This window comes from Shigella sonnei (genome assembly GCF_002950395.1).
GTDB lineage: Bacteria > Pseudomonadota > Gammaproteobacteria > Enterobacterales > Enterobacteriaceae > ECMA0423.
In genome coordinates, this window is the sequence record NZ_CP026802.1 from 1,138,269 (window position 1) to 1,151,608 (window position 13,340).

At 50.5% G+C, this 13,340-nt stretch carries 12 protein-coding genes and 6 pseudogenes; 12 read left to right on the forward strand and 6 right to left on the reverse strand.

Translation table 11 applies throughout. The features are described 5' to 3' along the window. Nucleotides 1-17 precede the first annotated feature (17 nt). The 6 genes and pseudogenes from C1P89_RS06095 (at nt 18) to C1P89_RS06120 (ending at nt 5,227) form a co-directional block, all read left to right on the forward strand. A complete protein-coding gene (locus tag C1P89_RS06095; protein ID WP_000220411.1) occupies nt 18-1,031 on the forward strand; it encodes an ABC transporter ATP-binding protein in 1,014 nt (337 codons plus the stop codon). After that, a pseudogene (locus tag C1P89_RS06100) lies at nt 1,032-1,932 on the forward strand (ABC transporter permease). After that, a complete protein-coding gene (locus tag C1P89_RS06105) occupies nt 1,922-2,716 on the forward strand; it encodes an ABC transporter permease (RefSeq protein WP_000555464.1) in 795 nt (264 codons plus the stop codon). The pseudogene C1P89_RS06100 and the gene C1P89_RS06105 overlap by 11 nt, the downstream one beginning before the upstream one ends. A gap of 21 nt (nt 2,717-2,737) precedes the next feature. Further along, a complete protein-coding gene (gene patD, locus C1P89_RS06110) occupies nt 2,738-4,162 on the forward strand; it encodes an aminobutyraldehyde dehydrogenase (RefSeq protein ID WP_001163875.1) in 1,425 nt (474 codons plus the stop codon). A gap of 209 nt (nt 4,163-4,371) precedes the next feature. Continuing rightward, nucleotides 4,372-4,473, forward strand: a pseudogene (locus C1P89_RS06115) (CatB-related O-acetyltransferase); the annotation flags it as partial. A 56-nt stretch (nt 4,474-4,529) separates the two neighbouring features. Continuing rightward, a protein-coding gene (locus C1P89_RS06120; RefSeq protein ID WP_094096600.1) for an IS1-like element IS1A family transposase occupies nt 4,530-5,227 on the forward strand; the annotation gives its coding sequence in 2 pieces (ribosomal slippage) (nt 4,530-4,779 and nt 4,779-5,227; 699 coding nt in all). A 17-nt stretch (nt 5,228-5,244) separates the two neighbouring features. On the opposite strand, the gene yncL is transcribed toward C1P89_RS06120, so the two are convergent. Next, on the reverse strand, nt 5,245-5,340 hold the full coding sequence (gene yncL, locus C1P89_RS06125) for a stress response membrane protein YncL (RefSeq protein WP_001303494.1): 96 nt from the start codon (nt 5,338-5,340) through the stop codon (nt 5,245-5,247). 194 nt (nt 5,341-5,534) lie between these two features. Here yncL and ortT point away from each other — a divergent pair, with 194 nt between their 5' ends. Then, on the forward strand, nt 5,535-5,708 hold the full coding sequence (ortT, locus tag C1P89_RS06130; RefSeq protein ID WP_000061178.1) for an orphan toxin OrtT: 174 nt from the start codon (nt 5,535-5,537) through the stop codon (nt 5,706-5,708). Nucleotides 5,709-5,793: 85 nt separating this feature from the next. Then, nucleotides 5,794-6,027 (forward strand): DUF2526 family protein YdcY, encoded by a 234-nt coding sequence (gene ydcY, locus C1P89_RS06135; protein WP_000018633.1) that lies wholly within the window; start codon nt 5,794-5,796, stop codon nt 6,025-6,027. On the opposite strand, the gene C1P89_RS06140 is transcribed toward ydcY, so the two are convergent. Both C1P89_RS06140 and C1P89_RS06145 read right to left on the reverse strand, forming a co-directional pair. Then, the gene (locus C1P89_RS06140) at nt 6,028-6,477 is read right to left on the reverse strand and encodes a DMT family transporter (RefSeq protein ID WP_001076535.1); all 450 of its coding nucleotides are present in this window, start codon (nt 6,475-6,477) and stop codon (nt 6,028-6,030) included. Beyond that, on the reverse strand, nt 6,474-6,992 hold the full coding sequence (locus tag C1P89_RS06145; protein ID WP_001296723.1) for a GNAT family N-acetyltransferase: 519 nt from the start codon (nt 6,990-6,992) through the stop codon (nt 6,474-6,476). The genes C1P89_RS06140 and C1P89_RS06145 overlap by 4 nt, the downstream gene beginning before the upstream one ends. 180 nt (nt 6,993-7,172) lie before the next feature. On the opposite strand from C1P89_RS06145, the pseudogene curA reads away from it, so the two are divergent. Further along, nucleotides 7,173-8,129, forward strand: a pseudogene (curA, locus tag C1P89_RS06150) (NADPH-dependent curcumin/dihydrocurcumin reductase); the annotation flags it as partial. A gap of 15 nt (nt 8,130-8,144) precedes the next feature. On the opposite strand, the gene C1P89_RS06155 reads toward curA, so the two are convergent. Beyond that, nucleotides 8,145-8,842, reverse strand: a protein-coding gene (locus C1P89_RS06155) for an IS1-like element IS1A family transposase (protein WP_094096600.1) whose coding sequence is annotated in 2 segments (ribosomal slippage) — nt 8,145-8,593 and nt 8,593-8,842 — 699 coding nt in all. Because the reading frame shifts where the segments join, the coding sequence is not laid out codon by codon here. A gap of 52 nt (nt 8,843-8,894) precedes the next feature. On the opposite strand from C1P89_RS06155, the pseudogene C1P89_RS26415 reads away from it, so the two are divergent. Further along, nucleotides 8,895-8,987: pseudogene (locus C1P89_RS26415) on the forward strand (hypothetical protein); the annotation flags it as partial. A 197-nt stretch (nt 8,988-9,184) separates the two neighbouring features. Then, a pseudogene (gene mcbR / locus C1P89_RS06160) lies at nt 9,185-9,493 on the forward strand (colanic acid/biofilm transcriptional regulator McbR); the annotation flags it as partial. A gap of 43 nt (nt 9,494-9,536) precedes the next feature. Here the strand turns inward: mcbR (C1P89_RS06160) and C1P89_RS06165 are convergent. Continuing rightward, nucleotides 9,537-10,693, reverse strand: a protein-coding gene (locus C1P89_RS06165) for an IS3-like element IS600 family transposase (protein WP_087879964.1) whose coding sequence is annotated in 2 segments (ribosomal slippage) — nt 9,537-10,444 and nt 10,444-10,693 — 1,158 coding nt in all. Because the reading frame shifts where the segments join, the coding sequence is not laid out codon by codon here. Nucleotides 10,694-10,748: 55 nt separating this feature from the next. Here C1P89_RS06165 and mcbR (C1P89_RS06170) point away from each other — a divergent pair. After that, nucleotides 10,749-11,117 (forward strand): annotated as a pseudogene (gene mcbR / locus C1P89_RS06170) (colanic acid/biofilm transcriptional regulator McbR); the annotation flags it as partial. Between the two features lie 35 nt (nt 11,118-11,152). Here the strand turns inward: mcbR (C1P89_RS06170) and pqqU are convergent. Then, nucleotides 11,153-13,255, reverse strand: coding sequence for a TonB-dependent receptor PqqU (gene pqqU / locus C1P89_RS06175; RefSeq protein ID WP_000689301.1), 2,103 nt, complete (start codon nt 13,253-13,255; stop codon nt 11,153-11,155). Nucleotides 13,256-13,340 lie beyond the last annotated feature (85 nt).

Sequence of the window (13,340 nt, forward strand, 5' to 3'; positions counted from 1 at the left end):
CTTCGCTGGGGTGCTTTATGACGTACGCAGTGGAGTTTGACAACGTCTCGCGGTTGTACGGTGACGTGCGCGCAGTAGATGGCGTCAGTATTGCGATAAAAGATGGTGAGTTCTTCTCTATGCTGGGGCCGTCCGGCTCCGGCAAAACCACCTGCCTGCGCCTGATTGCTGGCTTCGAACAGCTTTCCGGCGGGGCTATCTCTATCTTTGGTAAACCCGCCAGCAATCTGCCACCGTGGGAGCGGGACGTGAATACTGTCTTTCAGGACTACGCGCTATTTCCGCATATGTCGATTCTTGACAATGTCGCCTATGGGCTGATGGTCAAAGGCGTGAATAAAAAGCAGCGGCACGCAATGGCGCAAGAGGCGCTGGAGAAAGTGGCGTTGGGGTTTGTACAGCAACGTAAACCGTCACAACTTTCTGGTGGTCAGCGCCAGCGGGTTGCTATCGCCAGAGCATTGGTGAATGAACCGCGCGTATTGCTGTTGGATGAACCGCTCGGCGCACTGGATCTCAAATTGCGTGAGCAGATGCAGCTGGAACTGAAAAAACTGCAACAGTCTCTCGGTATCACTTTTATCTTCGTTACCCACGATCAGGGCGAAGCGTTATCGATGTCCGATCGTGTGGCGGTTTTCAATAATGGACGCATTGAGCAGGTCGATTCCCCGCGCGATCTCTATATGCGCCCGCGCACGCCGTTTGTTGCCGGGTTCGTTGGTACATCGAATGTTTTTGATGGACTGATGGCAGAGAAACTTTGTGGCATGACGGGAAGCTTCGCCCTGCGACCGGAACATATCCGCCTCAACACCCCTGGTGAACTGCAGGCCAATGGCACGATCCAGGCGGTGCAATATCAGGGCGCGGCAACTCGTTTTGAACTGAAATTGAACGGCGGTGAAAAACTGCTTGTGAGTCAGGCCAATATGACAGGCGAAGAACTGCCTGCCACGCTCACGCCCGGACAACAGGTGATGGTTTCCTGGTCGCGTGATGTGATGGTGCCGCTGGTTGAGGAGAGGTGAATGGCGATGAATGTATTGCAATCACCTTCACGTCCAGGTCTGGGGCTGTTTTTACTGCTGCTTGGCCCGCTAATGTGGTTTGGCATTGTCTATTTCGGCTCGCTGCTGACACTGTTATGGCAGGGATTTTATACTTTTGACGATTTCACCATGTCGGTAACGCCGGAACTGACGCTGGCGAATATCCGTGCGCTGTTTAATCCGGCGAATTACGACATCATTCTCCGCACGCTGACTATGGCTGTGGCAGTCACTATCGCCAGCGCCATTCTGGCTTTTCCAATGGCGTGGTATATGGCGCGCTATACCAGCGGGAAAATGAAAGCGTTTTTATATTGCGGTAATGTTGCCGATGTGGGCGAGCTACATTGTTAAAGCCTATGCCTGGACGTTATTGCTGGCAAAAGATGGCGTGGCTCAGTGGTTTTTACAACATCTTGGGCTGGAACCACTGCTGACTGCGTTCCTTACATTACCTGCGGTGGGCGGAAATACGCTGTCAACTTCCGGGCTGGGGCGCTTTCTGGTGTTTCTCTATATCTGGTTGCCGTTCATGATCCTGCCCGTTCAGGCGGCGCTTGAGCGTTTGCCGCCGTCATTGTTGCAGGCGTCGGCTGATCTCGGCGCACGTCCACGACAAACCTTTCGCTATGTGGTGCTGCCGCTGGCAATCCCGGGTATTGCCGCTGGCTCTATCTTTACCTTCTCACTCACACTGGGCGATTTTATCGTCCCGCAGCTGGTTGGTCCTCCAGGATATTTTATCGGCAATATGGTTTATTCCCAGCAGGGGGCGATTGGCAATATGCCGATGGCGGCGGCATTCACCCTGGTGCCGATTATTCTCATCGCACTGTACCTGGCGTTCGTGAAACGTCTGGGAGCGTTCGATGCACTCTGAACGCGCACCGTTTTTCCTCAAACTGGCGGCCTGGGGCGGCGTTGTTTTCCTACATTTTCCCATCCTGATAATCGCCGCCTATGCGTTTAACACTGAAGATGCGGCGTTTAGTTTTCCACCGCAGGGCCTGACGCTGCGCTGGTTTAGCGTGGCAGCACAGCGTAGTGATATTCTTGATGCCGTGACACTGTCACTTAAAGTGGCGGCGCTGGCGACATTAATTGCGCTGGTGTTAGGGACGCTGGCAGCTGCCGCGCTGTGGCGACGAGACTTTTTCGGCAAAAACGCCATTTCGCTGTTACTGCTGCTGCCCATTGCGCTGCCGGGCAGCGTCACTGGTCTGGCGTTATTAACCGCCTTTAAAACCATCAATCTGGAGCCGGGATTTTTCACCATCGTGGTCGGTCATGCGACTTTTTGTGTAGTTGTGGTGTTTAACAATGTCATCGCCCGTTTTCGCCGCACCTCCTGGAGTCTGGTTGAGGCGTCAATGGATCTTGGGGCCAATGGCTGGCAAACCTTCCGCTACGTAGTGTTGCCGAATCTCAGTTCGGCGTTACTGGCAGGAGGAATGCTGGCGTTTGCCTTGTCGTTCGATGAAATCATCGTTACGACCTTTACGGCAGGTCATGAACGAACGTTACTGTTGTGGTTGCTCAATCAGCTTGGGCGACCGCGTGATGTACCGGTAACTAACGTGGTGGCACTGCTGGTTATGTTGGTAACAACCTTGCCGATCCTGGGGGCCTGGTGGCTAACCCGCGAAGGCGACAATGGTCAATAACCACTGATACAGGAATATGCTATGCAACATAAGTTACTGATTAACGGAGAACTGGTTAGCGGCGAAGGGGAAAAACAGCCTGTCTATAATCCGGCAACGGGGGACGTTTTACTGGAAATTGCCGAGGCATCCGCAGAGCAGGTCGATGCTGCTGTGCGCGCGGCAGATGCAGCATTTGCCGAATGGGGGCAAACCACGCCGAAAGTGCGTGCGGAATGTCTGCTGAAACTGGCTGATGTTATCGAAGAAAATGGTCAGGTTTTTGCCGAACTGGAGTCCCGTAATTGTGGCAAACCGCTGCATAGTGCGTTCAATGATGAAATCCCGGCGATTGTCGATGTTTTTCGCTTTTTCGCGGGTGCGGCGCGCTGTCTGAATGGTCTGGCGGCAGGTGAATATCTTGAAGGTCATACTTCGATGATCCGTCGCGATCCGTTGGGGGTCGTGGCTTCTATCGCACCGTGGAATTATCCGCTGATGATGGCCGCGTGGAAACTTGCTCCGGCGCTGGCGGCAGGGAACTGCGTAGTGCTTAAACCATCAGAAATTACCCCGCTGACCGCGTTGAAGTTGGCAGAGCTGGCGAAAGATATCTTCCCGGCAGGCGTGATTAACATACTGTTTGGCAGAGGCAAAACGGTGGGTGATCCGCTGACCGGTCATCCCAAAGTGCGGATGGTGTCGCTGACGGGCTCTATCGCCACCGGCGAGCACATCATCAGCCATACCGCGTCGTCCATTAAGCGTACTCATATGGAACTTGGTGGCAAAGCGCCAGTGATTGTTTTTGATGATGCGGATATTGAAGCAGTGGTCGAAGGTGTACGTACATTTGGCTATTACAATGCTGGACAGGATTGTACTGCGGCTTGTCGGATCTACGCGCAAAAAGGCATTTACGATACGCTGGTGGAAAAACTGGGTGCTGCGGTGGCAACGTTAAAATCTGGTGCGCCGGATGACGAGTCTACGGAGCTTGGACCTTTAAGCTCGCTGGCGCATCTCGAACGCGTCAGCAAGGCAGTAGAAGAGGCGAAAGCGACAGGGCACATCAAAGTGATCACTGGCGGTGAAAAGCGCAAGGGTAATGGCTATTACTATGCGCCGACGCTGCTGGCTGGCGCATTACAGGACGATGCCATCGTGCAAAAAGAGGTATTTGGTCCAGTAGTGAGTGTTACGCCCTTCGACAACGAAGAACAGGTGGTGAACTGGGCGAATGACAGCCAGTACGGACTTGCATCTTCGGTATGGACGAAAGATGTGGGCAGGGCGCATCGCGTCAGCGCACGGCTGCAATATGGTTGTACCTGGGTCAATACCCATTTCATGCTGGTAAGTGAAATGCCGCACGGTGGGCAGAAACTTTCTGGTTACGGCAAGGATATGTCACTTTATGGGCTGGAGGATTACACCGTCGTCCGCCACGTCATGGTTAAACATTAAGTTAGATGTTAGTGGCTGTTATAGGACGGCCACTATCGTTTTAGGTTCTGAGTTTAATGGCGGTTAAGTATTAGAATGATTACATTAATAACTAGCGTAAAAATTAGGCTAAATGTTTGATGGCGATTTTTCATCCTGTCACAGTTGATTAGCATAAGGCTTTAGAGTATCGTTATTAAACTAATAATTTATAAGTAGAAGTATTAACAATGAAAGTTCAATTGTACAAATTCACGGAAGATAAAAATAAAACCCTTACCTTCAGATGGACGAAAAAACACTTTGAGTTTTGTATGGATAATAAAATCTTTTGGTGATGCTGCCAACTTACTGATTTAGTGTATGATGGTGTTTTTGAGGTGCTCCAGTGGCTTCTGTTTCTATCAGCTGTCCCTCCTGTTCAGCTACTGACGGGGTGGTGCGTAACGGCAAAAGCACTGCCGGACATCAGCGCTATCTCTGCTCTCACTGCCGTAAAACATGGCAACTGCAGTTCACTTACACCGCTTCTCAACCCGGTACGCACCAGAAAATCATTGATATGGCCATGAATGGCGTTGGATGCCGGGCAACTGCACGCATTATGGGCGTTGGCCTCAACACGATTTTACGTCACTTAAAAAACTCAGGCCGCAGTCGGTAACCTCGCGCATACAGCCGGGCAGTGACGTCATCGTCTGCGCGGAAATGGACGAACAGTGGGGCTATGTCGGGGCTAAATCGCGCCAGCGCTGGCTGTTTTACGCGTATGACAGTCTCCGGAAGACGGTTGTTGCGCACGTATTCGGTGAACGCACTATGGCGACGCTGGGGCGTCTTATGAGCCTGCTGTCACCCTTTGACGTGGTGATATGGATGACGGATGGCTGGCCGCTGTATGAATCCCGCCTGAAGGGAAAGCTGCACGTAATCAGCAAGCGATATACGCAGCGAATTGAGCGGCATAACCTGAATCTGAGGCAGCACCTGGCACGGCTGGGACGGAAGTCGCTGTCGTTCTCAAAATCGGTGGAGCTGCATGACAAAGTCATCGGGCATTATCTGAACATAAAACACTATCAATAAGTTGGAGTCATTACCCATCAAATAAACCAGCCAAATCTCATAGAGATAAGAGTAAACAAACCAACAGCAGCAAAGACATTTATCAGTACTACAGTTCTACTGGAAACATTCATTTTTGCCACCTTTTATCATTGCCCCTATGTGTATAGTACGGGTTAAGAAAATCCGCAATAATACTCATTCTGAAGATGGATAAGGGCAAGTTGCTGTTTGATGATTTTTTCTCAAACTGGTGAAAAAACTTGATGCACGTCAAAAAATGACGCATATTTGCGCGCGTTTTATTCATCTGGCTGGACGCCCGTACATGTCTCTCTATCAACATATGCTTGTTTTTTATGCGGTTATGGCAGCAATCGCATTTCTTATCACCTGGTTTCTTTCTCACGATAAGAAACGCATCCGTTTCTTAAGCGCCTTTCTGGTGGGGGCAACATGGCCGATGAGTTTCCCGGTGGCGCTGTTGTTTTCACTGTTTTAAATCTTACTCACTGGCTTGACGGCACCACGCAGACTTATATCATTTGGATGAATCGATAAATTTCACAAGTGGTTAAGGAGAAAGTATGTCGCATCTGGATGAAGTCATCGCGCGCGTGGATGCCGCGATTGAAGAGAGCGTCATTGCCCATATGAACGAATTATTAATCGCCCTGAGCGATGACGCGGAGTTAAGTCGGGAAGATCGCTACACCCAGCAGCAGCGTTTGCGCACCGCTATTGCTCATCACGGTCGCAAGCATAAAGAAGATATGGAAGCGCGCCACGAACAGTTAACCAAAGGCGGCACCATCCTCTGATTAAAATGAGCGTCTGGCTACCAACCAGGCGCCAACCACAAGTAAAATTGCGCCACAAATTGGGCCGAACAACGCCCGTAGTGGTACGCCATGACTGCGGAAGATATCCAGCATCAGACCGCCAATTAGCTGGCTGGCGACCAGTACTGCAATAGTTGTCGCCGCTCCCACATTCTGATATCCGCTGATACTGGCGAAGACAAAAAACGATCCCAGCAAGCCGGGTATAAGTGTCCACCAGCGCACGCTGGACACCAGTTCGCCAAACCCCGCCATGCCTTGTTTAAACCATAAAATAGAAACAAAGAGCACAATCCCCACCAGTGAGTTCAGCAACATGGCGATGAGAATGGTAGAGGAGGTCTGGGTGATGCGCACCATCAGCGTGTTCTGGACTACCAGACCAATTCCGGCGGCAATCAAAAAAGCAAGGGTGAGCGACTGATTCATCCAATCGCGTCCGGTTCAGTGCGTTCGTCGAGTTGCAACTGCATAAATGTCAGATCCAGCCAGCGCCCAAATTTAGTGCCCACCTGCGGCATTTGTGCGGTGACGACAAATCCCAGCGAATGGTGCAGATGCAGCGAGGCCTGATTTTGCGATTCGATCCCGGCGACCATGACATGCTTCCCGCAATCCCGCGCTTCATCAATCAATCGGCTTAACAATTTACGCCCCAGACCTTTGCCCTGATGATCGGGATGGACATAAACCGAATGTTCCACGGTATGGCGAAAACCATCGAAACTACGCCAGTCGCCAAACGAGGCATATCCCGTCACTACGCCATCTTCTTCACTTACCAGCACCGGATAACCTGCTATGGTCCGCGCTTCAAACCAGGCAATGCGGTTATCTGCATCAACCGTTTGGTCATTCCAGATAGCCGCCGTATACAACACGGCGTGGTTATAAATTTCCGCAATGGCAGCACAATCGGCTTTGCGGGCAAAACGGATGGACATGTCTGACCTCGATAAAATAATGATGATGATGTTATCAATACTATCGAAAACAGCCCGAAGCAACGGATTCCTCGATGAAATTATTGCGTGTTGCAGAGGGGATGTGACGGCTGCAAACAAAACCAATCCCGTGAGCCTGCTACTATTGATGGATTCATGCCAAAAGCACAGGAGAGCATTATGGGGCAACAAAAGCAGCGTAATCGACGTTGGGTTCTGGCCTCGCGTCCACATGGCGCACCGGTTCCGGAGAATTTCCGTCTTGAAGAAGATGATGTCGCCACACCGGGTGAAGGACAGGTGTTACTGCGCACAGTTTATTTGTCCCTGGACCCGTATATGCGTGGACGTATGAGCGATGAGCCATCTTATTCACCGCCTGTTGATATTGGCGGCGTGATGGTCGGCGGCACGGTGAGCCGTGTTGTGGAGTCGAATCATCCTGATTATCAGCCTGGCGACTGGGTGCTGGGCTACAGTGGATGGCAGGACTATGACATATCCAGTGGTGATGATCTGGTGAAACTTGGCGATCATCCGCAAAATCCATCGTGGTCGCTGGGTGTGCTGGGGATGCCAGGCTTTACCGCTTATATGGGGCTGCTGGATATCGGTCAGCCTAAAGAGGGCGAAACGTTGGTGGTAGCTGCGGCGACAGGTCCTGTGGGAGCAACGGTGGGGCAAATCGGCAAACTTAAAGGTTGCAGGGTGGTGGGGGTTGCCGGTGGCGCGGAAAAATGCCGCCATGCTATCGAGGTGCTGGGCTTCGATGTTTGTCTTGATCACCACGCGGATGATTTTGCCGAACAACTGGTGAAAGCGTGCCCAAAAGGTATTGATATCTATTATGAAAACGTGGGCGGTAAGGTATTTGATGCAGTGCTACCATTACTTAATACATCTGCGCGCATTCCCGTTTGTGGCTTAGTGAGCAGCTATAACGCTACAGAGCTACCACCCGGTCCGGATCGTTTACCCCTGTTGATGGCAACGGTGCTGAAAAAACGTATTCGCTTGCAAGGGTTTATTATCGCTCAGGATTATGGTCACCGCATCCATGAGTTTCAGAAGGAGATGGGGCAATGGGTGAAAGAGGATAAAATCCACTACCACGAAGATATTACTGATGGTTTAGAGGGTAATGACTCCAACTTATTGATAGTGTTTTATGTTCAGATAATGCCCGATGACTTTGTCATGCAGCTCCACCGATTTTGAGAACGACAGCGACTTCCGTCCCAGCCGTGCCAGGTGCTGCCTCAGATTCAGGTTATGCCGCTCAATTCGCTGCGTATATCGCTTGCTGATTACGTGCAGCTTTCCCTTCAGGCGGGATTCATACAGCGGCCAGCCATCCGTCATCCATATCACCACGTCAAAGGGTGACAGCAGGCTCATAAGACGCCCCAGCGTCGCCATAGTGCGTTCACCGAATACGTGCGCAACAACCGTCTTCCGGAGACTGTCATACGCGTAAAACAGCCAGCGCTGGCGCGATTTAGCCCCGACATAGCCCCACTGTTCGTCCATTTCCGCGCAGACGATGACGTCACTGCCCGGCTGTATGCGCGAGGTTACCGACTGCGGCCTGAGTTTTTTAAGTGACGTAAAATCGTGTTGAGGCCAACGCCCATAATGCGTGCAGTTGCCCGGCATCCAACGCCATTCATGGCCATATCAATGATTTTCTGGTGCGTACCGGGTTGAGAAGCGGTGTAAGTGAACTGCAGTTGCCATGTTTTACGGCAGTGAGAGCAGAGATAGCGCTGATGTCCGGCAGTGCTTTTGCCGTTACGCACCACCCCGTCAGTAGCTGAACAGGAGGGACAGCTGATAGAAACAGAAGCCACTGGAGCACCTCAAAAACACCATCATACACTAAATCAGTAAGTTGGCAGCATCAACGGTTTAGAGAATGCGCCACAGACGTTTATCGGCCTGCTGAAGGGTAAAAACTTCGGCAAAGTGGTGATCCGCGTCGCGGGTGATGATTAAAGTTTCAACGGCGGCGTAAGCCGCCATAAAAATCCAGGCAAAAAGCTTATTTTCAGCTTTAATTAACTAACCACGTCATTGTTCTGCTGCTAATAACAACAAAGGTGGGTGGTTTATGATTATTCACTTTAATACACCAGGTGAACTCCTTCTGCCGTGCAGGCAGGGTTGGACAGAAAACACGCGAAGGAATTAAAATGCCTGGAACGGGAAAAATGAAACATGTCAGTTTGACTCTGCAGGTTGAGAACGACCTGAAACATCAGCTTAGTATTGGCGCATTAAAACCTGGCGCACGCCTGATTACTAAAAATCTGGCGGAGCAATTAGGTATGAGTATTACACCTGTGCGTGAAGCATTATTACGTCTGGTTTCGGTGAATGCGCTTTCTGTCGCACCTGCACAAGCATTTACAGTTCCGGAAGTGGGGAAACGTCAATTAGACGAAATCAATCGGATCCGCTACGAACTGGAATTAATGGCAGTTGCTCTGGCTGTTGAAAACTGAGGTGTACTGGCAATAGCGGACACTACCATTTGTTCTTTTTTTAAGCAGCCATCTGATGATATTTTTCCCTGAAGGCTGCCGGGGAGATATTCCCCAGACGAGAGTGACGACGCTGACGATTGTAGAAAATCTCAATGTATTCCCGTATTACTGAGATGGCTTCATCCCGGTTATTAAAACGATAGTGGCTCAGGCTCTCATTTTTCAGCGTTCCCCAGAAGCTTTCCATCGGAGCGTTGTCGTAACAGTTACCTTTACGCGACATTGATGTTTTCAGACCAGACTGCTCCTGTATGACCCGGTAATCGTATGCGCAGTACTGTGAACCTCGATCAGAGTGGTGGATTAGCCCGGCAGGTGGGCGCTGGCTCCTGAGCGCCATAAACAGGGCTTTACCTGTCAGCTCTTTTGTCATGCGCTCTCCCATGGCGTAGCCGACAATTTCGCACGTATAAACATCTTTGATGCCAGCGAGGTACAACCATCCCTCCTGTGTGGCAACATACGTCAGGTCCGCCACCCAGACCTGATTTGGTGCTGTAGGAGCGAACGTCTGGTTCAGCAGATTTGGCGCAACTGGCAGATTGTGGTTCGAGTTCGTAGTCGCTCTGAACTTGCGTTTCTGCTTACAGCGTAGCCTTAGCTCCTTACGAAGACGTGCCAGTCGGTCACGACCAACGATGATGCCATTCTCTGCCAGCTCCGTCTGGAGCCGCCGGGTTCCATATGTTTCGCGAGTGCGGATATGTGCCACCTTAATCTCCAGTTTTAGCCGCTCATCACTTTGTTTTCTGTCTGAGGGTTCATGCTGTACCCAGTTGTAATAACCGCTCCTGGATACACCAAATACCTGACACATCGCTTCAATGGGAAATTGTTGTCGCCATTGTTCGATTAACGCGTATTTTTCAGCGACTCCTGTGCAAAATACGCTGTTGCTTTTTTTAATATATCTCGCTCAAGGCGAGCTTCATTTAACGCCTTACGCAGTTGCAGAATTTCAGATTCCAGTTCAGCCACCGTGCGGGAACCAGGAGTACCGAGCCCTTTTCTGGCGGCGGTAACCCATTGTCCTAAAGTGCCTTCAGGAAGAGATAATCGGGAAGCGCCTTCACTGATCGAAAGTTGATTTTCAAGAACCGTTCTGACAGCTTCGGCTTTGAACTCTTTAGAGTAACGTTGGGTTTTTCTGCTCATTATTAGCTCCTTCTGATGCCATTCTATTTCAGGAAGGAGTGTCCGTTAAACTCAGGCTACCTCAAACCTCACCCCGCAAGACCTGACGGAACTCCAGGAATTGCTCGAGAAATTACAGCAGGCGCAAGAAAAGGGCGACATGGAACAAATCATTAATGTAAACAGGCTATTTCGCTTAGCGATTTATCATCGCTCAAATATGCCCATCCTGTGTGAGATGATTGAGCAACTGTGGGTCAGGATGGGGCCTGGTTTACATTATCTCTATGAAGCGATTAATCCAGCGGAATTACGGGAGCATATAGAAAACTATCATCTGTTACTCGCTGCGTTAAAAGCAAAAGACAAAGAGGGATGCAGACATTGTCTTGCTGAAATTATGCAACAAAATATTGCTATTTTATACCAGCAATACAATCGTTAAAGTAAATGCCCGGCAAATACCGGGCATCAAGGTAATTACTCAAATCTCCACGCAATATTCATGCCGACACCATAATTTCGTCCGGGCGAAGGTTCGTAATATCGCCCGTTTGACTCATTGACAATGACAGAACCAACGTATTCTTTATCGAATAAATTATCGACACGACCAAATAAATCCACAGTTAAATTGTGGTAATTGTATTTATACCCGGTGAATAAGCCGACGAGAGTATAAGACGGCGCTTTTGCCGTATTTTCATCATCTGCCATAATATCGCCCATATAACGCGCTTCCGTGCCTGCATACCAACCATCTTCCGGTACATAACCTATCGACGCAAAGCCCATATTACGGGCGATCCCTGGCATCCGATTACCGTTACAATCCTGTTCATTGCAAACATTGCTGCGATAGGTCGCATCAAGCCAGGTCCAGGACGCGTTTACGCGAAAATCTCCTGCGAAACGTTGATCCCATGCCAGTTCAGCGCCTTGACGACGGGTCTTTCCGGCATTTTTGTAAGTCGTACGCCCACCGCTACTGCTATCGACAACAATTTCATCATCAGTGTCGGTCTGAAACAATGCGAGACTAAGCAGCCCATCACCAATACGCGTTTTACTGCCGATCTCAATTGTATCGTTGGTGGATGGTTTTAAACCAAAGTTCATACCGCTTTGCCCATCAGCACGATAAGACAGCTCATTAATCGTCGGCGTTTCAAAACCTCGCCTGGCTGCCAGATAGATATTCCAGGCATCGGTCATTGCATATTTTAACGAACCGGCAGGTAGCCATTTATGATAACTGGCATCACCGCTGTCATCGCCGTTACCCGGAGTAACGTAATGGTCGTTGGAATCAAACCACACGGAGCTGTAGCGCACGCCAGCATCCAGCGACAGTTTTTCGCTCAGCTGCCACTGCGTCTGTAAATAGGGATCGATGTTCCACATCAGATTGCGTTCGTCGCGACGCAACTCACCTTTTTGCCCGTACTCCGGCATGCCGCTATTCAGGCGGAAGTTATTGTAGCCCTTGCGGTTTTCACTCATGTTTTCGTAGTTCAGGCCGGTAGTGAACGTGACCGGAACGCCCAGTTCACCACGGTGTGTCCAGCGGCTGTCTATCCCCTGGTAATGGCGTTGCAGGGTAATCACGCCGCCCGCATGTGACGGGTTAAGTTGTGGTGCCATGGGTATTGACTGGTACTGGGTCGTTTCTCGCTCTCCGGCATACATCATCACACTCATATCATCTTGCGCGCTCAGGCTACGCTCATAGCGCAACCCAGCCTGAGTTTGCTTGATGGTTTTTCGCGTGTCGTACTGTTCTGCACGAGGCGCTTGTTGTGGATTAGCCTTCCATTCTGCTTTGGTTAGCCCACCCGGGTCATCTGCTTTGATATCCACACTATTGAAAATCAGACTTAATTTGCTGGCTTCATCAATGCGTACGCCCAGTTTGGCATTGGCTAAATTTTTCTGTGCGCCACTATGGTCACGATAGCCGTGGGTCGTAAAACGCGTGGTTGAGACGGTGTAATCGACATCGCCAGGCTGTGTGCCGTCTCCCGTTGCGCCCGTTGCTTTCAGCCCATAGCGCCAGCTGCCAAAACTGCCGTAGTAACTACTGGCTTCAATGGTTGGTGGCTGTTGTCCGGTCTGGGTGGTGACATTCATTACCCCACCAGACGCGTTGCCATACAGGGCAGAGAAGGGGCCACGCAGCACTTCCACATTTTGCACACTGCTTAAATCGATGTTGGATGTTTGCCCTTGCCCGTCGGGCATGGTGGCGGGAATACCGTCCACATACAGGCGAATACCGCGAATACCGTAAGTGGAGCGGGAGCCAAATCCGCGAATCGACAGCTGTAAATCTTGCGCATAGTTCTGCCGGTTTTGTACCTGCAAACCAGGCACGTCGGTCAGTGATTCGGACAAGTTAATGCGCGGTGTTGCCAGGCGCATCTCCTCGCCATCCACCACGCTTACTGCTGCTGGGATATCCAGTTCTGAAACCACCTGCGGTGCGGCACTGACAATCATGGTCTGTTCATCAGCGGCAAAAACAACGGGGGAAAGGGCAAGTAGTGCGGGCAAAACGGTCTGTCGGACGGAAAAAATCTTCATGAAAAAAGCCAGGTTAAGAATGGGAAAACGCCGTTATGGTAATAAAATTGTAAATTCATGGAAAACGAAACGGCACGATACGTTA